This window comes from Streptomyces sp. NRRL F-525, assembly GCF_000716605.1.
GTDB lineage: Bacteria > Actinomycetota > Actinomycetes > Streptomycetales > Streptomycetaceae > Streptomyces.
Map to the genome: position 1 here is coordinate 26,568 of NZ_JNXE01000018.1, position 23,100 is coordinate 49,667.

The following is a 23,100-nucleotide window of genomic DNA, read 5'->3' on the forward strand; positions in this document are numbered from 1 at the left end:
CAAGGCCGCTGCTACAGCCGGCCCGCCTCCACGATCCGTCGCAGGAAGCGCTGAGTGCGCTCCTGCTGCGGGTCGCCGAAGATCTGCTGGGCGGTACCGCGCTCCAAGACCACGCCTCCGTCCAGGAAGCACACCTGGTCGGCGACGTCCCGGGCGAAGCCCATCTCGTGCGTGGCCAGCACCATGGTCATGCCCTCGTCCTTCAAGTCCCGCACCACGGCGAGCACTTCACCGACCAGCTCGGGGTCGAGCGCGGCGGTGATCTCGTCGAAGAGCAGCAGCCGCGGACGTACGGCCAGGGCGCGCACGATCGCCACCCGCTGCTGCTGACCACCGCTCAGCCGGTCCGGGTAGGCGCCCGCCTTGTCCCCGAGCCCGAGCCGCTCCAGCAGCTCACGCGCGTGTGCCTCGGCCTCCGCGCGGGACACGCCGTGCACCCGGCGCGGGGCCAGGGTGATGTTCTCCAGGACGGTCATGTGCGGAAACAGGTTGTAGGCCTGGAACACCACGCCGATACGGCGCCGTATCGCGTCCGGGTCGACGCGCGGGTCGGTGATCTCCTCGCCGTCCAGCCAGATCGCGCCGTCGTCGATGTCCTCCAGGAGGTTCGCGCACCGCAGCAGCGTCGACTTGCCGGAACCGGACGCGCCGATCAGCGCGGTCACCGTGTGCTGAGGGACCTCCAGGTCGACGTCCCGCAGGACGACCGACGTACCGAAGGTCTTGCGGACGGACTCCATGCGCAGCACGGGTGAGGTGGTGTCGGTGCTCATGTCGTGCCTCCCTGGGCGCGCTGCTTGTCCATCCGCGCGGTCACCCAGTCCGTGAAGCGGGTCATCGGGATGGTCAGCGCCACGAAGACCAGCCCCGCGACGATGTACGGCGTGTAGTTCAGGGCGCGCTGCGCGATGATGTCGGACGCCCGTACGGCGTCGATGGCGCCGCCGATCGACACGAGCCCGGTGTCCTTCTGGAGGGACACGAGATCGTTCAACAAGGGCGGCACCTGCCGGCGTACGGCCTGGGGGAGCACCACGTGCCGCAGCGCCTGCCGGTTGCTCAGGCCCAGCGAGCGGGCCGCGGCGCGCTGCGAGGGGTGCACGGACTCGATGCCCGCGCGGAACACCTCGGCGACGTACGCCGAGTACGTGAGCGTCAGCGCCGCACCGCCCAGCCACACGGGGTCGACGGTCACGCCCTGGAGGCGCAGAGCGGGCACTCCGAAGACCACGATCATCAGGTTGATGATCAGCGGCAGCCCCCGGAAGAAGTCCGTGTACGCCGCCGCCAGCACCCGCAGGGGGAAGAACACCGGCCCGCGCAGGGTGCGCGCGATGGCGATCAGCATGCCCAGGACGAGCACCAGGACGCCGCAGATCAGCAGCAGCCGGACGTTGAGCCACAGTCCTTCGAGGACCTTGGGGAACGCCTCGCGCGCGTAGTGCCCGTCGAAGAAGGTCTCCTTGGTGCGCTCCCAGCCCGGCGCGCTGACCACGACCACGTACAGGACGACGGCCGTGACCAGGGTCGACACCGCGGCGATCGCGGTCGCGCGACGGGCACGCGTGCGCTTGTGCCGCTCGCGGTCCAGGCGCCGCTGCGAGGGGACGTACGCGTCGCCCCCGCCTGGCATGTCGCCCTTGTCGTCCGCGGCCTCCTGGCCCGACTCGCCCTTCACCACGGTCACTTGAGGACCGGGGCGTCGACGGCGTCGGAGAGCCACTGCTTCTCCAGCGCGGCCAGCGTGCCGTCCTTGCGGAGCGCGTCCACGGCCGACGACACGCACGACGTGAGGTCGCTGCCCTTGTCGAGGACGAGCCCGAACTGCTCGGGCGTGCCGCCCTGGTTCTCGAACTGGCCGACGATCTTGGCGTTGGTCACCTCGGCCGAGGTGATGTAGAAGGCGGTCGGCAGGTCGACGACGATCGCGTCCACCTGGCCGTTCTTGAGCGCGGAGACGGCCTGGTCGTTCTTGGAGAACGCGGCCTCCTGCTGCGTCGGCTTCACCACGTCGCTGATGTAGTTCAGGCTCGTGGTGCCGACCTGGGCGCCCAGCTTGAGGCCCTTCAGGCCCGCGATGGTCGTCGCCTTGGCGGCCTTGCTGCCCTTGAGCGCGATGACGGCCTGCCGCACGTCGTAGTAGCCGGACGAGAAGTCGACGGCCTTCTTGCGCTCGGTGCTGATCGACACCTGGTTGATGTCGAAGTCGAAGGTCTTCACGCCGGGCGCGAACGCCTTGTTGAAGGGGACGCTCTGCCAGACGACGGCGCTCTTGTCGTAGCCGAGCTGCTTCGCCACGGCGTAGGCGACCGCCGACTCGAAGCCCTTGCCGTTGGCGGGCTTGTCGTCCTCGAACCACGGCTCGTACGCCGGCTCGTCCGTTGCGATCGTCAGCTTGCCGGAGGTCTGGGTGGCCAACTTGCCCTTGGCACAGGTGGTCGCGGTCGAACCCGAGGCCTGGTCCGAGGCCTTGTCCTCCGGCTGGGGAGCACAGCCGACGGCGGTGGCGAGCAGGGCTATGGTCGCGGCGGATATCGCGCGTCGCAGTACGCGAGGGGCAAGGTGCATGGCGGGAGAGTGACAGTCAGACGTCCTGATTGTCCAGGTCACAGCCCCGAATGTCCGCATAGTGGGAACACTTGTTGCGCTCTTGTGAACAGCGCCTGTGGAGCCGCCGATTCCGACCCGCTCGCCGGGGCCGCCGGTCTAGGGCGGGGGAATGACGGACCGGCGGCCCATCCGCGCAGGAGCCGTCGTCCTGAGCGGGGCTGCTTCCAGTTGACCGCGCAACCACGTGTGTTGGGAGCGCGCGTGGGACACCGGCGCGTGCGAAGGATTCACACGGGGCGCGCACGCACCGGTTCACGCCGGACGGTGACCACTCCGGCCGATCCTCACCACCCGCGCGCGTGCCACTCCGGCAGGTGCGGACGCTCGGCGCCCAGCGTCGTGTCGTTGCCGTGTCCCGGGTAGACCCAGGTCTCGTCCGGGAGCGTGCCGAAGATCTTCGTCTCGACGTCGTGGATCAGGCTCGCGAACGCCGCCGGATCCTTCCAGGTGTTGCCCACGCCGCCGGGGAACAGACAGTCCCCGGTGAACACATGAGGGTGCCCGTGCGGGTCGTCGTAGACAAGCGCGATCGAACCCGGCGTATGGCCCACGAGGTGACGCGCCGTCAACTCGACCTGGCCCACCCGGATCGTGTCGCCGTCGTCGACCAGGACGTCGGTCGGCACGGGGATGCCGTCGGCGTCCTCGCGGCCCGCGTGCGTACGCGCGTGCGTGGCCGTCACGACCTCGGCGAGCGCCTGCCAGTGGTCGCCGTGCTGGTGGGTGGTGACGACGGACGCGATGCCGTCCTCGCCGATCGTGCCGAGCAGGGTCTCCGCGTCGTTGGCCGCGTCGATCAGCAACTGCTCGTCCGTGGCCCGGCAGCGCAGCAGATAGGCGTTGTTGTTCATGGGCCCGACCGCGATCTTGGTGATCATCAGGTCCGTGAGCTCGTGCACATCCGCCGGTCCACCGACCGTGACCTCGCCGCTGTACGTCATGGCGGTCAGCCTAGTGGGTTCCCGAAGACGTTCCGAAGGGACCGGCGCGCTCCGGTGCCCGGGCGCGGGAGCGTGATGTCGTGCCCGCCGTGGCGACGGAAGTCGATCATTCGCCCATGAGACCCGAAGTGCGCGCGTTCGTCGCCGACGGCCCGCTCCCCGGCTGGGACGCGAGCGAGGAGGAGATCGACAGGCGGGCCCGCCGGCTCGACGCGATCCCGAAGCCGGTCACGGGAGAGGAGACCCGGGCGCTCGTCCTCTGCTTCGGCCCGGACGACTGCTACGGCGTCGCCTGGACGCTCCTCCACCTCATCGAGACCGGCCCGAACCCCGTGCTCACCAGCCAACCCGCACCCACTGCCGACGAGTGGCACCGGAGGCTCTACGACCGCGCCCTGGGCCTATAGCGGGGGAAGTGCCGGCAAGGAGTCCCCGTCGACCGCCAGGGCCGCCCCGTCACGGCGCCCGCAGAGCCAGCCGAGCAGATCAGCCGGGCGGCCGGTGACGGTGACTTCGGGCTTGTCGGACGCCCGGCCCGTGCTCCACGCGTGCGTGCCGTCGGTGAGCTGCGTCGACGGCACATCGGGGTGTCCGGTGAACCGCTCGACCAGGAAGTCGATCTCCCGCCGCGTGAACTCCTCGGGCAGATCCTCCAGTTCGTACCCGATCCCCAGGTCCACGTGGTGCAGCTCGACCTCGACCCAGCGCCGGAACGGCACCCGGGAGGCGCTGTCGACGACCCCGTTGCGCAGTTCCACGGTGCGTGACCAGTCCGCGGGAGCGGCACCCGCGTCCTGGAAACGGGCCCCGCTCTCGCGCACGTCGGCGAGCTGGACGTCGAGGGGGCGCGGGGCGTCCCGCTCGATGTCGGCGTCGCGCATGCTCGCCGTGGCGTACATGGGACGCCCCTCCAGGACGTTCACGAGGGCGTCCGCGTTCCGGGCGATATGGGCGAGGACGTGGCCGCGGCTCCAGCCGGGAAGCCGTGACGGCTCGGCCACAGAGGCGTTGTCCAGTTCGGCGGCTGCGGTGAGCACCCGCTCGGTCGCATCACGTACAGAGGCCAGGTCATGAGCGTGATCAATCATGCTGCTGACCCTAGTCCCGCCACACCTTTGGGTGAAGGTGGTGAAGCAGTGCCGTAAATCGAATGCACGTGCTATATCGTCGGGTGCGGCGTCGGGCATGCTGGAAGGCCGGAGGTTGTTATGCCTCGGCCGGGATTCCGACCGGCGTTGTCAGTGGCTCCCCCTAGTCTGAGAACGACGGGGGCCCCGCCCCTGTCACTTCTCTCAAGAAAGGTGCGGACCGGCGTGGCCGACCGTCTCATCGTCCGTGGCGCGCGCGAGCACAATCTGAAGAATGTCTCGCTCGACCTTCCACGCGACTCGCTCATCGTTTTCACGGGCCTGTCCGGGTCGGGCAAGTCCTCCCTGGCCTTCGACACGATCTTCGCCGAGGGCCAGCGGCGCTACGTGGAATCGCTCTCCTCGTACGCCCGCCAGTTCCTCGGCCAGATGGACAAGCCGGACGTCGACTTCATCGAGGGTCTGTCCCCGGCCGTCTCCATCGACCAGAAGTCGACCTCGCGCAACCCGCGCTCGACGGTCGGCACCATCACCGAGGTCTACGACTACCTGCGCCTGCTCTTCGCGCGCATCGGCAAGCCGCACTGCCCCGAGTGCGGTCGGCCCATCTCGCGCCAGTCGCCGCAGGCCGTCGTCGACAAGGTCCTGGCGCTGCCCGAGGGAAGCCGCTTCCAGGTCCTGTCGCCGCTGGTGCGCGAGCGCAAGGGTGAGTTCGTCGACCTGTTCGCGGACCTCCAGACCAAGGGCTACAGCCGCGCGCGCGTGGACGGCGAGACCATCCAGCTCTCCGAGCCGCCCACCCTGAAGAAGCAGGAGAAGCACACCATCGAGGTGGTCATCGACCGCCTCACGGTGAAGGACTCCGCCAAGCGCCGCCTCACCGACTCCGTGGAGACCGCCCTCGGTCTGTCCGGCGGCATGGTCGTGCTCGACTTCGTCGACCTCCCCGAGGACGACCCCGAGCGCGAGCGCATGTACTCGGAGCACCTGTACTGCCCGTACGACGACCTGTCCTTCGAGGAGCTGGAGCCCCGCTCCTTCTCCTTCAACTCGCCCTTCGGCGCCTGCCCCGAGTGCTCCGGCATCGGCACGCGCATGGAGGTCGACGCCGAGCTGATCGTCCCGGACGAGGACAAGTCCCTGGACGAGGGCGCCATCCACCCGTGGTCGCACGGCCACACCAAGGACTACTTCAGCCGCCTCATCGGCGCCCTCGCCGACGCCCTGGGCTTCCGCACCGACATCCCCTTCGCGGGCCTCCCGCAGCGCGCCAAGAAGGCCCTGCTGTACGGCCACAAGACGCAGATCGAGGTGCGGTACCGGAACAGGTACGGCCGCGAGCGGGTCTACACGACGCCCTTCGAAGGCGCCGTCCCCTTCGTGAAGCGGCGGCACGGCGAGGCGGAGAGCGACGCCAGCCGCGAGCGCTTCGAGGGCTACATGCGCGAGGTGCCCTGTCCCACCTGTCACGGCACGCGTCTGAAGCCCGTCGTCCTCGCGGTCACGATCATGGACAAGTCGATCGCCGAGATCTCCGGGATGTCGATCAGCGACTGCGCGGAGTTCCTCGGCGGGATGAAGCTCGACGCCCGCGACAAGAAGATCGCCGAGCGCGTGCTGAAGGAGTGCAACGAGAGGCTGCGCTTCCTGGTCGACGTAGGCCTCGACTACCTCTCGCTGAACCGCGCGGCCGGCACCCTCTCCGGCGGCGAGGCCCAGCGCATCCGCCTGGCCACCCAGATCGGCTCCGGACTCGTAGGCGTCCTGTACGTCCTGGACGAGCCGTCCATCGGCCTGCACCAGCGCGACAACCACCGGCTGATCGAGACCCTGGTCCGGCTCCGCGACATGGGCAACACGCTCATCGTCGTCGAGCACGACGAGGACACCATCAAGGTCGCCGACTGGATCGTCGACATCGGCCCCGGCGCGGGCGAGCACGGCGGCAAGGTCGTGCACAGCGGCTCCCTGAAGGAACTGCTCGCCAACGAGGAGTCGATGACCGGGCAGTACCTGTCCGGCAAGAAGGCCATCCCGCTGCCCGAGATCCGGCGCCCGCTCGACCCCTCCCGCCGGCTCACGGTGCACGGCGCCCGGGAGAACAACCTCCAGGACATCGACGTCTCGTTCCCCCTGGGCGTGTTCACCGCGGTCACCGGCGTCTCCGGCTCCGGCAAGTCGACCCTGGTCAACGACATCCTGTACACGCACCTGGCCCGCGAGCTGAACGGCGCGAGGAACGTGCCGGGTCGGCACACGCGCGTGGACGGCGACGACCTCGTGGACAAGGTCGTGCACGTCGACCAGTCGCCCATCGGCCGCACCCCGCGGTCGAACCCGGCGACGTACACCGGAGTCTTCGACCACGTCCGCAAGCTGTTCGCGGAGACGACCGAGGCGAAGGTGCGGGGCTATCTGCCCGGCCGCTTCTCCTTCAACGTCAAGGGCGGCCGCTGCGAGAACTGCGCGGGCGACGGCACCATCAAGATCGAGATGAACTTCCTGCCGGACGTGTACGTCCCGTGCGAGGTGTGCCACGGCGCCCGCTACAACCGGGAGACGCTGGACGTCCACTACAAGGGCAAGTCCATCGCCGACGTCCTGAACATGCCGATCGAGGAGGCCACGGAGTTCTTCGAGGCGGTCCCCGGGATCGCCCGCCACCTCAACACCCTCAAGGACGTCGGCCTCGGCTACGTCCGGCTCGGCCAGTCCGCGACCACCCTGTCCGGCGGTGAGGCCCAGCGCGTCAAGCTCGCCAGCGAGCTCCAGCGCCGCTCCACCGGCCGTACGGTCTACGTCCTGGACGAGCCGACCACCGGCCTGCACTTCGAGGACATCAGCAAGCTCCTCACGGTGCTCGGCGGCCTGGTCGACAAGGGCAACACGGTCATCGTCATCGAGCACAACCTCGACGTGATCAAGGTCGCCGACTGGGTCGTCGACATGGGCCCCGAGGGTGGCGCGGGCGGCGGTCTGGTCATCGCCGAGGGCACACCGGAGCAGGTGGCCGCGGTCTCGACCAGCCACACCGGCAAGTTCCTCCGCGAGATCCTCGACGCCGACCGGATCAGCGACGGCGCCCCGGTGAAGGCCCCGCGCAAGACGGCCGCCAAGAAGACCGCGGCGGTCCCGGCGAAGAAGGCAGCGCCCGCTAAGAAGGCCACGCCCGCGAAGAAGACGACGCGGGCCCGCAAGGCCTGACCGGCGGCGAGCACGCGCGTGTGGCGCCCTGCGGGAACCTCCTCGCAGGGCGCCACACGCGCTCAACAGCCCCTACAGACCGCCCAGTTCAGAGGCGTACGGCGGTTCCGCCCCCGCCCGTGAACACGTGATCGCCGCAGCCCGCGCCGCGAACTTCAGCAGCTGGGTCCAGCCGTCGCGGCCCAGGACGGCCATCCCCTCCGCGGACAGCGCGTTCCGGGTGGACAGGCCGTGCAGCAGCGCCGCGTTGACGGTGTCGCCGGCGCCGATCGTGTCCACGACGTCGACCTTCTCGCCCGGAATCGGGTACACGGTGCCGTCCTGGGTGTACGCGGCGAGGCCGTCGCCACCATGGGTGATCACGACCGCCGAGGGACCGGCGTCCAGCCACTCGCGCGGGGTGCCGCCCAGCCACAGCGCGTCCTCCTCGGACACCTTGAGGAGGGAGACGTACGGCAGCCAGCTCTTGAAGCGCGCCCGGTAGGCGTCCGCGTCGGGGATCAGGCCCGCCCGGATGTTCGGGTCGAGCAGCGTGAACACGCCCTGCCCGAACGCGGTCCGCAGCAGTTCCTCGTAGGCGGTCGCGCCCGGCTCCAGGACGAGCGAACAGGTGCCGAAGGACACGGCCTCGGTCTCGGCGGGCAGCGCCGCGGGCACCTCGAAGAGCCGGTCGGCGGTGCCGTCGACGTAGAAGGAGTACGTGGCCGAGCCGTGCGCGTCGAGCGTGGCGACCGCGAGGGTGGTCGGCTCCTGGCCGCGCTGTACGTCCAGGACGTCCACGTCGGCCTTCCGCAGCCCGGCGAGGAGGGCCTCGCCGAACGCGTCGTAGGAGACGCGGGAGCAGAAGGCGGTGGGGGAGCCGAGGCGGCCGAGCGCGATGGCGGTGTTGTACGGGCCGCCGCCGAGCGCCGGCTTCAGGGCGGCGAGGGCTCCGGTGCCCTGCGGCACCAGGTCGATCAGGGCCTCACCGGCTACGACGATCACGAGATGTTTCCCTTCTGGGACTGTTCGGACGGGGCGGGGCAGCCGCAGGACGTGCGGTGGACGAAGGTGCAGGGCAGGCGTACGACGCGGGCGGGCCGGTCCGGCGTGGTGAGCCGGTCCAGCAGGAGCCGTACGGCCTCGGCGCCGATCTCCTTGCTGGGCTGGGCGATCGCGGTGAGCCGGGGCTCGAACAGGTCCGCCCAGGCGAAGTCGTCGAAGCAGCACAGCGCGAGGTCGCCGGGGACCGACAGGCCGCGCTCGCGCAGGGCGCGCAGGGCGCCGATGGTCATCGCGTTGTTGGCGGTGACCAGGGCGGTGGGCGGGGCGGCGAGGGACAGCAGCTTCTCAGTGGCCCGCTCGGCGGCGGCCGACTCGGAGTCGCCGTACGCCAACAGCCGCTCGTCGTAAGGGAGTCCGGCGGCGGCGAGGCCGTGCCGGTATCCGGCGATCCGCTCGCCGGTGGTGCTGAGCCCGGGCAGGCCCGCGACGAGGCCGATGCGGCGGTGGCCGAGTCCGGCGAGGTGGGTGACGAGATGGGCCGTCGGTTCGATGTTCTCGGCGCACACCTGGTCGACGGGGGGCGCGTCGGCCGGGGGTGCCTCGACCACCCGGTCCAGGAACACCGTCGGTACGGAGTGCCGGGCGAGGTAGGCGACCAGGGCGTCCGGGGCCGCCGACGGGGCGACGATCATGCCGTCCACCCGGCGCTCGTGCAGGAGTTGGACGACCGTGCGCTCGTGCTCCGGGTCGTCGTGCGGGTCGGCGATGAGCAGGCTGTAGCCCTGTTCCAGGGCGCCGGCCTCGACGCCCTGGAGGATCTCCGTGAAGTACGGGTTGCTGATCGCCGACACCGCGAGGCCGATGGAGCGGGTGCGGGACGTGACCAGGGAGCGGGCGAGGGTGTTGGGGGTGTAGCCCAGCTCCTCGATCGCGGCCAGCACGGCCTCCCGGGTGCCGGGCAGCACCGGACGGGTGTCGTTCAGGACGTGCGAGACGGTCGCGACGGACACACCGGCGCTCCGAGCGACGTCGACCATGGTGGCCATCGCGGGTCCCCCTCCCCGAGGTGCGGTGGGCTTGAAATGTGGCAGGCCTTCTGGGCGGGAACGTATCCCATCCGCCGCCAGACGTAAACGCTTGCGCAAACGTTTACGTACCGTGAGCGCCCGTCCGGTGAACCCACCTCAAAGCGGGCGGAACGCCACGGGTATCGTCGCCGTGCACCGCCCTCTGAACGACTGAACAGCGCGCACCACTGGAGATCCCCATGCCCGGCCGCCCCGCCCCGAGCCGTCGTACCGTCCTGCGCGGAGCGGTCCTCACGCCCGTCGCCGGGCTCGGACTCGCCGCCTGCTCGGGCGGTGGTTCAGGGGCCGCCGCGACCCCGACCGCGCCCGTGGAACTCGGCGCGGAGAGCGAGGTCGCCAAGGGGAGCGCCACGCTGTACCGCGATCAGAACGTGGTCGTCAGCCGGGCCGCGAACGGCACCCTCAAGGCGTACAGCACGATCTGCACGCACGCGCAGTGCCCCATCAACAAGCTGGACGGCACGACCCTCATCTGCCCGTGCCACGGTAGCCAGTTCGACGCGATGACCGGCAAGGTGGTGCAGGCGCCGGCCACCGAACCGTTGCAGGAGCTGAAGGTCACGGCCGAGAACGGGAAGATCGTCGCGGGGCCGGCCGCCTGATCCGCGGGGCCTCCGCGCCCCGGCGGCTCACTCCCAGTCCCAGCCGATCCCCACGATCCCCGACCGCATGCGCGGCTCCACGAGGTGCACCGAGTGGTGTCCTCCGGCCAGGCGCAGTTCCTGGCGGCCGCTGCGCGGGGCCGCCGCCGAGTGCTGGGTGAAGCGGTGGCAGCGCACCGGGAGGGCGTTCTCGTCGAAGCGCACCTGGAGCGCGTACTGGCCGCCCGCGATACCGAAGTCGCGGACGTACTCGCGGGAGACGCCGGCGGTGCCGTCCTCGACGCCGTAGCGGAAGAGGAACGTATCTCCCGAGCGCAGGCGGGTGCCGAAGAGGAGCTCGGCGACCAGGATGCCGGTCTCGTGGTGGCGGTGGACGCGGCCCGTGCGGCAGTTCTCCAGGGCGTGCACGGTCATGCGGTCCGGGGCGCAGCCGGGGTCTCCGTAGTGGACGGCTATGAAGCGGTCGACGCCGTCCCGGTGGGCGCGGACGATGTGGTGCGACTCGCGGCCGAGCAGCTCGCGGTGCGGCCCGACGCGCACGCGCTCGTGCAGCCCGAGGGAGTGCAGGCCGGTGTCCAGGGAGGACTCCAGTTCGGCCAGCAACTGCTCCAGGACGCCGGAGGCCTCGACGAAGGAGCGGTACGAGCGGGCCGCCGGGCGCTGCGCGACGGAGCGTTCCTCGGCCTCGGCGAGCAGCCGGATCAGGGACTCCTCCGGGAGCTGGAGGATCTCCTCCAGTGCCCGTACGGCGCGCAGCGACTCGGGGCGCTGCGGGCGGCGGGCACCCTGCTGCCAGTAACTCAGGCTGGTGACACCGACCTTGACCCCGTAGCGCGTCAGATGGTGCTGGACGCGCTGCAGGGGGAGTCCGCGGGCGGCGATGGCGGCGCGCAGCGCGACATGGAAGGGGCCGCCGCGCAGGGCCGAGTCCAGTTCCGCGGTGGCGACGTCCGCCTGCTGTGTGGCGTGCGGCATGCAGGGGCCCTCTCTGTGAATGTTCACAACGGCTGGTCAGGCCGTTCACGCGAGTTGCTTCGGGGCCCCCGTCGGCGCCGGAGAAAAGTCTTCACATCCGTACGCCGTCGTTCACGCCCCGAGTTCCCCCGCATTGAAGCGTGTTGACCAAGTCCCGACAACACCTGTCGCCCATCAGGCATATGTGACTTGGCCCGGTCGCGGTGGGTGCTCTCACCGCGGTGCGGGCGGCCCGTCGACGCCCAGCACGTCCCTGATCGCCCGTGCGGACACGGCCGACTTGTGCAGGAAGCCGTGTGCGGGGCTGGCGGCGATGAGTTCCTGGAAGTCCTCCCGGGAGTGGGTCGAGATGAGGATCACCGCCGGTACGTCGCCCACGAGTTGGCGCGCGACCTCGAAGCCGTTCTCGCCGTCGAGGTCGAGATCGACGAGGACGACGTCGGGGGCCGACTCCCGGGCCTGGGAGAGGGCCTCCGCGCCCGTCGAGGCGATGCCGACGACTTCCACGCCGCCACGTTCCAGCAGGGCGCGAGCCGCCTCCAGGAACCGTGCGCTGTCATCGACGAGGAGACAGCGCAGCGACATGTCCTCAGCTTGCCAACCGGTGGTCGGTCGCGCCTTCCAGCTAGCCGGAAAGTGCTGAAGTCCCGTGCCCCAAGCGAAGGTTCTCGTGCACGCAGGGCGATGGGGATGAGACGGGCGGTAGCATGACGGCGCCCTGGGGGAGACCACGTCGTCCGGTCGAGTGGGGGTGTGCCATGGACGGAACGAGCGCCACGCGCGCGTGGACCGGCAGCCGCGGGATCCGCCGGGTCCGCGGAACCCTGGTCCCCTGGGTGGCGTGCGCGGCCCTGTTGCTGGCCGCGTGCGACGGCGGCGGGAGCGACGCCAAGGGGGCGAGCGCGACCCCGAAGGACACCACCTGCGACGGGAGGATCCACGGCACCGCGCACATCACCGTCTGGTACCACGCTGGCCCCAGCGGCGAGTTCACCACGCTGCAGGACCAGGTGAAGGAGTTCAACAGGCGGCAGAAGCAGGTGCGGGTCGAGCTGGTCACCCTCCCGGAGGACCGCGCCTACACCGCCCTGGTGCTCTCGGCGGCGGCCAGCGGAGACCTGCCCGACCTCCTCGACTTCGACGGGCCGAACCTCTACAGCTACGCCTGGTCGGGCAAGCTCCGGCCGATCGACTCCTGTGTGCCCGCGAGCGTCCGCGCCGACCTGGTGCCGACGATCCGTCAACAGGGCACCTACGCGGGCAGGTTGTGGGGCATCGGCACCTTCGACTCGGGCATGGGCCTGTATGTGCGCAAGTCCGTCATGAAGAAGGCCGGCATACGCATCCCGACCGGTCCGAAGGACGCCTGGACGGCGACCGAACTCACGGGCATCCTGCGCAAGTTGCGCACCCAGGGCTACAAGGCACCCCTCGACCTGCGGCTCGTCTACTCGCAGCCGGGCCAGGAGTGGAACACCTACGGCTTCGCGCCCGCCGTGTGGTCGGCGGGCGGCGACCTCGTCGAGCCCAAGAACTTCCGCACCGCCGAGGGCTATGTGAACGGCCCCGGTTCGGTCAAGGCGCTCACCGACATGCAGAACTGGGCCAAGGCCGGGCTCATCGACATGGTCAAGGACGACAAGGCGTTCGTCAGCGGCCGCAGCGCGATCTCCTGGTGCGGTCACTGGACCTATCCGGAATTCAACAAGGCATTCCCCGGGGACGTCGCCATCGTCCCGCTGCCCGACTTCGGCCAGGGGACCGTCACAGGGATGGGCTCCTTCCAGTGGGGCGTCCCGGCGGGCAATGCGGACGGTGACGCCGTCTGGCGCTTCCTGTCCTTCCTGCTCCAGCCCGCCCAGGTGCACCGGATGACGGTGGCCAACGGGGCGATCCCGGCCACCGAGAGCGCGATCAAGCTCTCGCCGCAGTACGCGCCCGGCGGCCCCGAGCACCTCTTCATCGAGCAACTCCGGGACGGAGTCGCCCGCCCCAGGCCGCAGACGCCCGCCTACCCGGCGATCACCGATGCCTTCTCCCGGGCCTTCGCGAAGATCATCTTCAATCGGGCGCCGGTCAAGGCCACCCTGGACGAGGCCGCCAGGAAGATCGACGACGACCTCGCGGCGCACGACGGCTATCCGCCGAGCAGGTAGCGAAGGCGTGCGCCACGCGCGCGTGCCCGACGGCGGCAAGGACCGCGCGGGCCACGGCCGCGAGCGGCGCCACGCGCGTGTGCCCGACGCGGGTCCCACGCGCGTGCCCGATTTCGAGCAACCCGCCCTCCCCAAGGCCCTGACGATCATGGCCGGTTGGGGGCAGGCTGGGCACGTGACCCACCATCATCGATACCCGCCACCACCCGGCCGCTGAGAGCCCGCCGTGCGTCGCCCCCTGTTCCCGGGCCCGCTCCGTAAGGTGCTTGCAGGGCTCCGCCCCGAGCCCGACCTCGCCACGCCCACCGCGCTCCCGGAGCTGCGCAGCCCGCGCTCCGACCGCCCCGCCCCGCGCGGTCCTCGCCGTCGGCGCCCTCGGTCCGGTGCCGCCCTCCGGATCCCCTTCCTCGCCCGGCTGCGCGTCGGGCGCAAGCTGATGCTCCTGGTGCTGCTCCCGGTGACCGGCATGCTGGCGTTCACCGTGTTCGGCGCCGTCTCCCAGTGGCACGACGCGGAGACGATGCGGAACTTCCGTACGGCGACCGCGCTGTCGTTCCGGACCACCGCGCTGACCGACGCCATCGCCAGGGAACGCATCGCCGCCGTCAAGGCCCGTCTGCGTCCCGGAGCGGCGACGCTGAAGGAACGCTCCGGTGCGGAGCACGCCACCGACCACGCCCTGAACACAGCCCTCCTGGGCACCGGCGGCTGGACCGGGTCGCCCGATGTCTCGGGCCGGCTCGACGCCCGGAGCCGCCAACTGCACGCCCTGCGGCTCCAGTCGGGCACCGGTTCGCTCACCGCGCCCCAACTCGCCGCCCAGTACGACACGATCGAGGACGACCTCCTGGAGTTGGCCGCCACCCTGGAGTCAGGTCGGCCGACCCGCGCCTCCGGGCAGGCCGCCGACACCCACATCGCGCTCCTGAACGCCATCGAGGCCGCCGAACGCGAACGCACCGAACTGGCCGTGCTGTTCGACACCCCGGACGCCCCGCACGCCACCGCCACGGACCGCTGGTCGGCGCTGGAGAAGGCGCTCCTGGACGACTTCGACCGGACCGCGCCCGCCGCTCTCAAGGGCAGGCTCTACGTCGTCCTCCTCCAGCACCCCGGCCTCGTCGTCCGCACCACCCGCGAGACCCTCGCCGACCCGCACGCCAAGAAGAACGCCTGGCCCACGTACGCCGGTTGGCTGACCGCCTCGACCCAGCGCATCGACGCACTGCGCGTCATCCAGCACCAGGCCGCCGCCGAACTGGGCCGCGACGCCGCCGGCGACCTCGACACGGCACGCGCGCGTGAGGCACGCGACCTCAGCGTCTCGCTGGCCGTCCTGGCCGCCGTCACCGTCCTCGCCCTGACCCTGCGCCAGTCGATCACCCGCCCCCTCAGCGAGGTCTCCGCGGGCGCCCGCGCGCTCTCCGAGGGCGACCTGTCGTACGACATCCGGTACGCGGGCCGGGACGAACTCGGCGCCGTGGCCGACACGTTCAGAGAGCTGCGGGTCACCACCGAACGGCTCGCCGGCGAGATCAACACCATGAACACGGCGATCGACGACAACCGGCTCGGTCACCGCGCGGACGTCGCCGCGTTCGAGGGGACCTGGGCGCAGCTGCTCGGCGGCATGAACGGCACCATGGCGTCCTTCGCCGCCGCGCACGGGCGGCGCGACAAGGCCGAGCAGGAGCTGGCGAGCATCTTCCACCTCTCCCTCGACCTGCTGTGCATCGCGGGACTCGACGGCTACTTCAAGCGCGTGAACCCCGCCTTCGAGCGGACCCTCGGCCACTCCGCCGACGCGCTCCTGGGCAGACCCTGGCTGGAGTTCGTGCACCCGGAGGACCGGGCACGCACGCGTGCCGTCCTCGACCGGCTGGCGAGCGGCGTCGAACTGGCCGAGTTCGAGAACCGCTTCGTCCGGGACGACGGCACCGAACGCTGGCTCCAGTGGAGCGCCCGCCCGGTCACCGCGGACGGCCTGATCTACGCCGCCGCACGCGACGTCACCGAGAGCCGCCGCGCCGCCCGCGAACAGACCGCGCTGCGCCGAGTCGCCACCCTCGTCGCACGCGGAGTGCCACCGCACGAGGTGTTCTACGAGGTCGCCGACCAGGTGGGCAAGGTCCTGAGCAGCGGCTCCGCCGCGGTCCTGCGCTACGGAGCCGACGGAGCAGCCACCGTCCTCGGTTCCGCCCGCGGGCCCGCCGCCGAGGCCGAGACGGCCGCCGCCGCCGAGGTCGCGCGCACCGCCCGCCCCGCGCGCGTGGGCCGCTCGGTGGGCGTCCCCATCGTCGTGGACGACCGGCTGTGGGGTGCCGTCGTCGCGGCCGCCGCCGGAAGCGAACCGCTGCCCCCGGGCACCGAGTCCCGGCTCGCCGACTTCACCGAACTCGTCGCCACCGCCCTCGCCAACGCCGACAGCCGCGACCAGCTCACCGCGTCCCGCGCGCGCGTGGTGGCCGCCGGGGACGCGTCCAGGCGCCGTATCGAACGCGATCTGCACGACGGCGTCCAACAGCGGCTCGTCTCGCTCCAACTCGACCTGAGAATGGCCCAGTCGATGCTGGACGAGCAGCCGGAGGAACTCGCCGAGCAGCTGGACCACATCGCCAAGGGCCTGGACGACGCCTTCGGCGACCTGCTGCAGGTCGCACGCGGCATCCACCCCGCGATCCTCTCCAAGGGCGGCCTGGGCCCGGCCCTGCGCGCGCTGGCCCGCCGCTCCGCCGTCCCCGTGGAACTCGACCTGCGCCTGCCCGCCGGCCGCCTCCCGGAGCGGATCGAGGTCGCCGTCTACTACGTGACCTCCGAGTGCCTCACCAACGCCGTCAAGCACGCGCGCGCGAGTTTCGTGGCGGTGTCCGCGCGGGTCGAGGACGACGTCCTGGAGGTGACGATCGCCGACGACGGAGTGGGCGGCGCCGATCTCGGGCACGGCTCCGGGCTCATCGGACTCGTCGACCGCGTCGAGGCGATCGGCGGCAAGCTGCACGTCGTCAGCCCCCCGGGGGAGGGCACAACTCTCGTCGTACGACTGCCCCTTACCCGGACGGAGGGGTGACCGCCCGAGGCGTACGCGATGAGGTCCAGGTCGGGGGAGCCGTGGACTCGGTGACGTCGCGTACGCGTCGGGCGGTCTTCTCGGACGGAGAGGCAGCCGTCCGGCTCTAGGGATGCCGCGAGGTCCTCGCACGCAGGTGCTTGGCGCGGACCACGTCGGGGTCACGCGGGTCGAGGAGGTCCTTCAGGGACCGCGTGTCGTCCTCGTACGGGCGGACACGGACCGACCGCCGTCGTCTGTCCGCCCGTGTCCGCCGCATCTCCCGCAGCCCTTCCGACGTTCCGGCCTGAGCTCCGTCACCTCGCCCGAGACGACCGGTCCGCCCGCATTCGCACTCCTACGAGAATCGCCCGGACGCGCGGCCCTGTCTTCACCGTCACCCCCCAATTCCCTTACCGGCTAGCCGTACCCGACCCGGTCCGGCAGGCTGTGCCTGGCGCACCGCACCGGTCGGGCAGGGGGAGCCGTGACGATGGACGCATCGCAGCAGGCCGCGCGGGGACGGGTCGTCCTCGCCGACGACGACGTCCTGCTCAGGGAGGGCCTCGCGAGCCTGTGCGAACGCCTGGGCTACGAGGTCGCGGGCCAGGCCGGCGACGCCGTACGGCTCCTCGAACTGGTCGACACCGAGCGGCCCGACCTCGCGATCGTCGACATCAGGATGCCGCCCGACCACTCCACCGAGGGACTCAAGGCGGCCCGCACGATCCGCGAGCGCCACCCCGACACCGGCATCCTCGTGCTGTCCGCGTTCGTCGAGGTCGAGGAGGCCCTGGAGCTGCTGGCCGGCGGGCACAAGGTCGGGTATCTCCTCAAGAGCCGGATCACGGTCGTCGACGAGTTCGTCGAGGCCCTCGACCGCATCCACAAGGGCGGCTCGGTCGTCGACCCCTCCCTGGTGCACGAGCTGTTCTCGGCGCAGCGCCGCGACGACCCGCTGTCCTTCCTCAGCACCCGCGAGCGCGAGGTCCTGGCGCTGATGGCGGAGGGCCGCTCCAACGCCGGCATCGGCCGCCGGCTGTGGGTCACCGAGGGCACCGTCGAGAAGCACGTCCGCAGCATCCTGGGCAAACTCCGCCTTCCGGAGGCCGCCGACGACCACCGCCGTGTCCTGGCGGTTCTCACGTTCCTGGAGTCCCGCTAGGAGTACCGGCAGAACATCCGACAATCGTTCCGGCGGGAGTTCCGCCGGGCGTGTCCGGCGTTGTCCACAGCCCCGCCGCGCTGTCACTCCGCGCCAGTAGGGTGTGAAACATGGCCGATCCCTCCAGCTACCGCCCCAGGCCGGGAGAGATCCCGGACTCGCCCGGGGTCTACAAGTTCCGCGACGAGCACCGCCGGGTGATCTACGTCGGAAAGGCGAAGAGCCTGCGCCAGCGCCTGGCGAACTACTTCCAGGACCTGGCCGGACTCCACCCGCGCACGCGCACGATGGTCACCACGGCCGCGTCGGTGGAGTGGACGGTGGTGTCCACGGAGGTCGAGGCACTCCAGCTGGAGTACTCCTGGATCAAGGAGTACGACCCCCGGTTCAACGTCAAGTACCGCGACGACAAGAGCTACCCGTACCTCGCGGTGACGATGAACGAGGAGTACCCGCGCGTGCAGGTGATGCGCGGTCACAAGAAGAAGGGCGTCCGCTACTTCGGGCCGTACGGACACGCCTGGGCGATCCGCGACACCGTGGACCTCCTGCTGCGCGTGTTCCCCGTCCGCACCTGCTCGGCGGGTGTCTTCAAGAACGCGGCCCGCACCGGCCGCCCCTGCCTGCTCGGCTACATCGGCAAGTGCTCCGCCCCCTGCGTCGGCCGCGTCTCCGAGGAGGAGCACCGCGAACTGGCCGAGGAGTTCAGCGACTTCATGGCCGGCCGCACCGGCACGTACATCCGCCGTCTGGAGAAGCAGATGACGGACGCGGCCGAGGAGATGGAGTACGAGCGGGCCGCCCGCCTGCGCGACGACATCGACGCCCTCAAGAAGGCCATGGAGAAGAGCGCGGTCGTCCTCGCCGACGCCACCGACGCCGACCTGATCGCCGTGGCCGAGGACGAGCTGGAGGCGGCCGTCCAGATCTTCCACGTCCGCGGCGGACGCGTGCGCGGCCAGCGCGGCTGGGTCACCGACAAGGTCGAGGACGTCACCACCGCGGCCCTCGTCGAGCACGCCCTCCAACAGCTCTACGGCGAGGAGACCGGGGACTCCGTCCCCAAGGAGGTCCTCGTCCCGGCCCTGCCCGACCCGGTGGAGCCGGTCCAGCAGTGGCTGACCGACCGGCGCGGGGCGAACGTGTCACTGCGCATCCCGCAGCGCGGCGACAAGAAGTCCCTCATGGAGACCGTCGCGCGCAACGCCCAGCAGTCGCTGATCCTCCACAAGACCAAGCGCGCCTCCGACCTCACCACCCGCTCACGCGCCCTGGAGGAGATCGCCGAGGCCCTCGACCTGGACAGCGCGCCCCTCAGGATCGAGTGCTACGACATCTCGCACCTCCAGGGCGACGACGTCGTGGCGTCGATGGTCGTCTTCGAGGACGGGCTGGCGCGCAAGAGCGAGTACCGCCGCTTCCAGATCAAGGGCTTCGAGGGCCAGGACGACGTCCGCTCGATGCACGAGGTGATCACCCGCCGCTTTAGGCGCTATCTCGCCGAGAAGGAGAAGACGGGGGAGTGGGCGGACGGCGACGAGCTGACGGACCTCAAGGATGACGAGGGCCGCCCCAAGCGGTTCGCCTACCCGCCGCAGCTCGTGGTGGTCGACGGCGGGCAGCCGCAGGTCGCCGCCGCCAAGAAGGCCCTGGACGAGCTGGGCATCGACGACATCGCCGTGTGCGGCCTCGCCAAGCGTCTGGAGGAGGTCTGGCTCCCGGACGACGACGACCCGGTGGTCCTGCCCCGCACCAGCGAGGGCCTCTACCTCCTCCAGCGCGTCCGCGACGAGGCCCACCGTTTCGCGATCACCTACCAGCGCGCCAAGCGGGCCAAGAGGTTCCGGTCGAGCCCCCTGGACGACGTGCCCGGCCTCGGCGAGACACGCAAGCAGGCGCTGATCAAGCACTTCGGTTCGGTGAAGAAGCTGCGATCCGCGACAATCGATCAGATCTGCGAGGTTCCGGGCATAGGTCGCAAGACTGCTGAGACCATCGCGGTCGCCCTCGCCCAGGCGGCCCCGGCCGCACCCGCCGTGAACACGGCGACTGGAGAGATCATGGAAGACACGGAAGACGGGACACCCGGGACCACGGCGGGTGCCCCAGGGGAGCCCGTACCCGCGGGAGCCCCGGACGAGCGACGGGGGCAGGAGACATGACCGGACAAGAGAAGCAGCCCACAGCGGACCGAGATCGGACGCACAAGGAAACCGGCGACGATCAGGCTCCGCAGCAAGAGGTCCAGGACGACGGAGCACAGGTGAGTACGGACAGCACGACCCCCGGGGTGCCCGAGGCGGCCATCCCCGAGCTGGTGATCATCTCCGGCATGTCCGGAGCCGGGCGGTCCACCGCCGCCAAGTGTCTGGAGGACCTCGGCTGGTTCGTCGTCGACAACCTCCCGCCCGCCCTGATCCCCACCATGGTGGAGCTCGGCGCCCGCTCCCAGGGCAACGTGGCACGGATCGCGGTCGTCGTCGACGTACGCGGACGGCGCTTCTTCGACAACCTCCGCGAGTCCCTCGCCGACCTGGAGTCGAAGAACGTCACCCGCCGGATCGTCTTCCTGGAGTCGTCGGACGACGCCCTGGTGCGCCGCTTCGAGTCGGTGCGCCGCCCCCACCCCCTCCAGGGCGACGGCCGCATCGTCGACGGCATCGACGCCGAACGCGAGCTGCTGCGCGAACTGCGCGGCGACGCCGACCTGGTCATCGACACCTCCAGCCTGAACGTCCACGAACTGCGCGCCAAGATGGACGCCCAGTTCGCCGGCGAGGAGGAGCCCGAACTGCGGGCCACCGTCATGTCCTTCGGCTTCAAGTACGGCCTCCCGGTCGACGCCGACCTCGTCGCCGACATGCGCTTCCTGCCCAACCCGCACTGGATCCCGGAGCTGCGCCCCTTCAACGGCCTCAACGAAGAGGTCTCGGCGTACGTCTTCAACCAGCCCGGCGCCAAGGAGTTCCTCGACCGCTACGCCGAGCTCCTGCGGCTCATCGCGGCCGGCTACCGGCGCGAGGGCAAGCGGTACGTGACGATCGCGATCGGCTGCACCGGCGGCAAGCACCGCTCGGTCGCCACGGCGGAGAAGCTCGCCGCGCGGCTCGTGGCCGAAGGCGTGGAGACGGTGGTCGTACACCGGGACATGGGACGGGAATGACAGGACGTAGCCCACGGCTGGGCAGGCTGCGCCGCGTGGTGCCCGAAGGACGGACGACCAGGCCCGTGGAGGCCCGCGGCGGCAAGCCGCGCCGGCGCGGCACCCAGCCCAAGGTGGTCGCCCTCGGCGGCGGCATGGGCCTGTCCGCCTCGCTCACCGCACTGCGCCGCATCACCGGCGACCTCACCGCCGTCGTCACCGTGGCCGACGACGGCGGCTCCAGCGGCCGCCTGCGCGACGAACTGGGCGTCCTGCCCCCCGGGGACCTCCGCAAGGCGCTGGCCGCGCTGTGCGGCGACGACGACTGGGGCCAGACCTGGGCCCGCGTCATCCAGCACCGCTTCCAGTCCAAGGGCGACCTGCACGAACACGCCGTGGGCAATCTGCTGATCGTCGCCCTGTGGGAGCAGCTCGGCGACCATGTGCAGGCCCTCGACCTGGTCGGCAAGCTGCTCGGCGCGCACGGGCGCGTGCTGCCCATGTCCGCCGTACCGCTGGAGCTGCAGGCCCTGGTCAAGGGGCACGATCCGGCGCGGCCCGACGACGTCGACACCGTCCGGGGACAGGCGACGGTCGCCCTCACCCCTGGTGAGGTGATGTCCGTGCACGTCGTGCCGCACGACCCGCCGGCCGTGCCCGAGGCCGTCGCCGCCGTGCTCGACGCGGACTGGGTGGTGCTCGGCCCGGGGTCCTGGTTCTCGTCCGTCATCCCGCACCTGCTGGTGCCGGAACTGCTCGACGCGCTCACCGAGACGAAGGCGCGCCGGGTACTCTCCCTGAACCTCGCGCCGCAGCCCGGAGAAACCGATGGCTTCTCCCCGCAGCGTCATTTGGAGGTTTTGGGACGACACGCCCCTAAACTCGCCCTGGACGTGGTGCTGGCCGACGAGGCCGCCGTGCCCGATCGCGCGTCGCTCACCGAAGCCGCCAAGCGGCTGGACGCCGCGGTCGAGCTGGCGCCGGTGGCCCGGACCGACGGAACTCCAAGGCACGACCCGGAGCTGTTGGCCGCCGCGTACGACCGTATTTTTCGGATGCATGGAAGGATCGGCCCATGGCGATGACGGCAGCGGTGAAGGATGAGATCTCCCGGCTCCCCGTCACCCGGACCTGCTGCAGGAAGGCGGAGGTCTCCGCCATTCTGCGGTTCGCCGGAGGCCTCCACCTGGTGAGCGGGCGCATCGTGATCGAGGCGGAGCTGGACACCGCGATGGCGGCGCGCCGGCTCAAGCGGGACATCCTGGAGATCTTCGGCCACAGTTCGGAGCTGATCGTGATGGCGCCCGGCGGCCTGCGCCGCGGGTCCCGTTACGTCGTCCGGGTGGTCGCGGGCGGCGATCAGCTGGCCCGGCAGACGGGCCTCGTGGACGGCCGCGGACGCCCCATCCGGGGCCTGCCCCCGCAGGTCGTCTCCGGGGCCACCTGTGACGCGGAAGCGGCCTGGAGAGGCGCGTTCCTGGCGCACGGCTCGCTGACCGAGCCCGGCCGGTCCTCCTCCCTGGAGGTGACCTGCCCGGGTCCGGAGGCCGCGCTCGCGCTGGTCGGCGCCGCGCGCCGGCTGTCGATCGCGGCGAAGGCACGTGAGGTGCGCGGGGTCGACCGGGTGGTCGTCCGTGACGGCGACGCGATCGGCGCCCTGCTCACCCGGCTCGGCGCGCACGAGTCGGTGCTGGCCTGGGAGGAGCGCCGGATGCGCCGCGAGGTGCGCGCCACGGCGAACCGCCTCGCCAACTTCGACGACGCCAACCTCCGCCGCTCGGCCCGCGCGGCCGTCGCCGCCGGAGCCCGGGTGCAGCGTGCGCTGGAGATCCTCGCCGACGAGGTCCCCGAGCACCTCGCGGCAGCGGGCCGCCTGCGCATGGACCACAAGCAGGCCTCCCTGGAGGAACTGGGCGCCCTCGCCGACCCGCCGCTCACCAAGGACGCGGTGGCCGGCCGTATCCGCCGCCTGCTGGCGATGGCCGACAAGCGGGCCCAGGACCTCGGCATCCCGGGCACGGAGTCCAGCATCACCGAGGAGATGGCCGACAACATGGTCGGCTGACGATCACTCGACACGGATCGGCTGATGATCCGTC

General features: G+C 71.0%; 19 protein-coding genes. 10 read left to right on the plus strand and 9 right to left on the minus strand.

The genetic code is table 11. The features are described 5' to 3' along the window. Positions 1–11: 11 nt before the first annotated feature. The 4 genes from OO69_RS25465 to OO69_RS25480 form a co-directional block, all read right to left on the minus strand. The gene (locus OO69_RS25465) at positions 12–773 is read right to left on the minus strand and encodes an amino acid ABC transporter ATP-binding protein (RefSeq protein ID WP_033283098.1); all 762 of its coding nucleotides are present in this window, start codon (positions 771–773) and stop codon (positions 12–14) included. Next, positions 770–1,687, minus strand: coding sequence for an amino acid ABC transporter permease (locus tag OO69_RS25470; protein ID WP_033283099.1), 918 nt, complete (start codon positions 1,685–1,687; stop codon positions 770–772). Before OO69_RS25470 ends, OO69_RS25465 begins: the two co-directional genes overlap by 4 nt. After that, positions 1,684–2,568, minus strand: a complete 885-nt coding sequence (locus tag OO69_RS25475) for an ABC transporter substrate-binding protein (protein WP_033283100.1) — start codon at positions 2,566–2,568, stop codon at positions 1,684–1,686. Before OO69_RS25475 ends, OO69_RS25470 begins: the two co-directional genes overlap by 4 nt. 326 nt (positions 2,569–2,894) lie before the next feature. Next, a complete protein-coding gene (locus tag OO69_RS25480) occupies positions 2,895–3,551 on the minus strand; it encodes an MBL fold metallo-hydrolase (RefSeq protein ID WP_033283101.1) in 657 nt (218 codons plus the stop codon). Between the two features lie 116 nt (positions 3,552–3,667). On the opposite strand from OO69_RS25480, the gene OO69_RS25485 reads away from it, so the two are divergent. Further along, complete coding sequence (locus OO69_RS25485; RefSeq protein WP_234444526.1) at positions 3,668–3,958, plus strand: hypothetical protein; 291 nt, start codon at positions 3,668–3,670, stop codon at positions 3,956–3,958. Here OO69_RS25485 and OO69_RS25490 read toward each other — a convergent pair. Then, a complete protein-coding gene (locus OO69_RS25490) occupies positions 3,953–4,639 on the minus strand; it encodes a maleylpyruvate isomerase family mycothiol-dependent enzyme (protein ID WP_033283103.1) in 687 nt (228 codons plus the stop codon). The genes OO69_RS25485 and OO69_RS25490 overlap by 6 nt on opposite strands. 225 nt (positions 4,640–4,864) lie before the next feature. Between OO69_RS25490 and uvrA the strand changes: the two genes are divergently transcribed. Then, the gene (uvrA, locus tag OO69_RS25495; RefSeq protein WP_033283104.1) at positions 4,865–7,843 is read left to right on the plus strand and encodes an excinuclease ABC subunit UvrA; all 2,979 of its coding nucleotides are present in this window, start codon (positions 4,865–4,867) and stop codon (positions 7,841–7,843) included. 72 nt (positions 7,844–7,915) lie between these two features. On the opposite strand, the gene OO69_RS25500 is transcribed toward uvrA, so the two are convergent. Beyond that, entirely contained in the window at positions 7,916–8,827 is a 912-nt protein-coding gene (locus OO69_RS25500) for a carbohydrate kinase family protein (RefSeq protein WP_033283105.1), read from the minus strand. Next, positions 8,824–9,873 (minus strand): LacI family DNA-binding transcriptional regulator, encoded by a 1,050-nt coding sequence (locus tag OO69_RS25505; protein WP_033283106.1) that lies wholly within the window; start codon positions 9,871–9,873, stop codon positions 8,824–8,826. The genes OO69_RS25500 and OO69_RS25505 overlap by 4 nt, the downstream gene beginning before the upstream one ends. Positions 9,874–10,094: 221 nt before the next feature. Between OO69_RS25505 and OO69_RS25510 the strand changes: the two genes are divergently transcribed. Then, entirely contained in the window at positions 10,095–10,517 is a 423-nt protein-coding gene (locus tag OO69_RS25510; protein ID WP_033283107.1) for a Rieske (2Fe-2S) protein, read from the plus strand. Positions 10,518–10,544: 27 nt separating this feature from the next. Here the strand turns inward: OO69_RS25510 and OO69_RS25515 are convergent, their stop codons facing one another. Both OO69_RS25515 and OO69_RS25520 read right to left on the minus strand, forming a co-directional pair. Then, complete coding sequence (locus OO69_RS25515) at positions 10,545–11,492, minus strand: hypothetical protein (RefSeq protein ID WP_033283108.1); 948 nt, start codon at positions 11,490–11,492, stop codon at positions 10,545–10,547. 213 nt (positions 11,493–11,705) lie between these two features. After that, positions 11,706–12,077, minus strand: a complete 372-nt coding sequence (locus OO69_RS25520; RefSeq protein WP_033283109.1) for a response regulator — start codon at positions 12,075–12,077, stop codon at positions 11,706–11,708. Between the two features lie 173 nt (positions 12,078–12,250). Between OO69_RS25520 and OO69_RS25525 the strand changes: the two genes are divergently transcribed. The 7 genes from OO69_RS25525 (at position 12,251) to whiA (ending at position 23,066) form a co-directional block, all read left to right on the plus strand. Then, on the plus strand, positions 12,251–13,648 hold the full coding sequence (locus OO69_RS25525; RefSeq protein WP_033283110.1) for an ABC transporter substrate-binding protein: 1,398 nt from the start codon (positions 12,251–12,253) through the stop codon (positions 13,646–13,648). A 436-nt stretch (positions 13,649–14,084) separates the two neighbouring features. Further along, the gene (locus OO69_RS25530) at positions 14,085–16,715 is read left to right on the plus strand and encodes a PAS domain S-box protein (protein WP_234444529.1); all 2,631 of its coding nucleotides are present in this window, start codon (positions 14,085–14,087) and stop codon (positions 16,713–16,715) included. 472 nt (positions 16,716–17,187) lie between these two features. After that, complete coding sequence (locus OO69_RS25535) at positions 17,188–17,859, plus strand: response regulator transcription factor (protein WP_033283111.1); 672 nt, start codon at positions 17,188–17,190, stop codon at positions 17,857–17,859. Between the two features lie 110 nt (positions 17,860–17,969). Continuing rightward, positions 17,970–20,021, plus strand: coding sequence for an excinuclease ABC subunit UvrC (gene uvrC, locus OO69_RS25540; protein WP_033283112.1), 2,052 nt, complete (start codon positions 17,970–17,972; stop codon positions 20,019–20,021). After that, complete coding sequence (gene rapZ / locus OO69_RS25545) at positions 20,018–21,022, plus strand: RNase adapter RapZ (protein WP_033283113.1); 1,005 nt, start codon at positions 20,018–20,020, stop codon at positions 21,020–21,022. The genes uvrC and rapZ overlap by 4 nt, the downstream gene beginning before the upstream one ends. Continuing rightward, positions 21,019–22,086: a gluconeogenesis factor YvcK family protein gene (locus tag OO69_RS25550; protein ID WP_026150944.1), complete on the plus strand. Its 1,068-nt coding sequence runs from the start codon at positions 21,019–21,021 to the stop codon at positions 22,084–22,086. The genes rapZ and OO69_RS25550 overlap by 4 nt, the downstream gene beginning before the upstream one ends. Beyond that, positions 22,077–23,066, plus strand: coding sequence for a DNA-binding protein WhiA (gene whiA / locus OO69_RS25555; protein WP_019067568.1), 990 nt, complete (start codon positions 22,077–22,079; stop codon positions 23,064–23,066). The genes OO69_RS25550 and whiA overlap by 10 nt, the downstream gene beginning before the upstream one ends. Positions 23,067–23,100 lie beyond the last annotated feature (34 nt).

Bases quoted from the DNA above. Each gene is read 5' to 3' on its own strand.
- OO69_RS25465 (WP_033283098.1), bottom strand. From the start codon at position 773: ATGAGCACCGACACCACCTCACCCGTGCTGCGCATGGAGTCCGTCCGC.
- OO69_RS25475 (WP_033283100.1), bottom strand. From the start codon at position 2,568: ATGCACCTTGCCCCTCGCGTACTGCGACGCGCGATATCCGCCGCGACC.
- OO69_RS25480 (WP_033283101.1), bottom strand. From the start codon at position 3,551: ATGACGTACAGCGGCGAGGTCACGGTCGGTGGACCGGCGGATGTGCAC.
- OO69_RS25485 (WP_234444526.1), top strand. From the start codon at position 3,668: ATGAGACCCGAAGTGCGCGCGTTCGTCGCCGACGGCCCGCTCCCCGGC.
- OO69_RS25490 (WP_033283103.1), bottom strand. From the start codon at position 4,639: ATGATTGATCACGCTCATGACCTGGCCTCTGTACGTGATGCGACCGAG.
- OO69_RS25505 (WP_033283106.1), bottom strand. From the start codon at position 9,873: ATGGCCACCATGGTCGACGTCGCTCGGAGCGCCGGTGTGTCCGTCGCG.
- OO69_RS25510 (WP_033283107.1), top strand. From the start codon at position 10,095: ATGCCCGGCCGCCCCGCCCCGAGCCGTCGTACCGTCCTGCGCGGAGCG.
- OO69_RS25515 (WP_033283108.1), bottom strand. From the start codon at position 11,492: ATGCCGCACGCCACACAGCAGGCGGACGTCGCCACCGCGGAACTGGAC.
- OO69_RS25520 (WP_033283109.1), bottom strand. From the start codon at position 12,077: ATGTCGCTGCGCTGTCTCCTCGTCGATGACAGCGCACGGTTCCTGGAG.
- OO69_RS25525 (WP_033283110.1), top strand. From the start codon at position 12,251: ATGGACGGAACGAGCGCCACGCGCGCGTGGACCGGCAGCCGCGGGATC.
- OO69_RS25530 (WP_234444529.1), top strand. From the start codon at position 14,085: ATGCTCCTGGTGCTGCTCCCGGTGACCGGCATGCTGGCGTTCACCGTG.
- OO69_RS25535 (WP_033283111.1), top strand. From the start codon at position 17,188: ATGGACGCATCGCAGCAGGCCGCGCGGGGACGGGTCGTCCTCGCCGAC.
- uvrC (WP_033283112.1), top strand. From the start codon at position 17,970: ATGGCCGATCCCTCCAGCTACCGCCCCAGGCCGGGAGAGATCCCGGAC.
- rapZ (WP_033283113.1), top strand. From the start codon at position 20,018: ATGACCGGACAAGAGAAGCAGCCCACAGCGGACCGAGATCGGACGCAC.
- OO69_RS25550 (WP_026150944.1), top strand. From the start codon at position 21,019: ATGACAGGACGTAGCCCACGGCTGGGCAGGCTGCGCCGCGTGGTGCCC.
- whiA (WP_019067568.1), top strand. From the start codon at position 22,077: ATGGCGATGACGGCAGCGGTGAAGGATGAGATCTCCCGGCTCCCCGTC.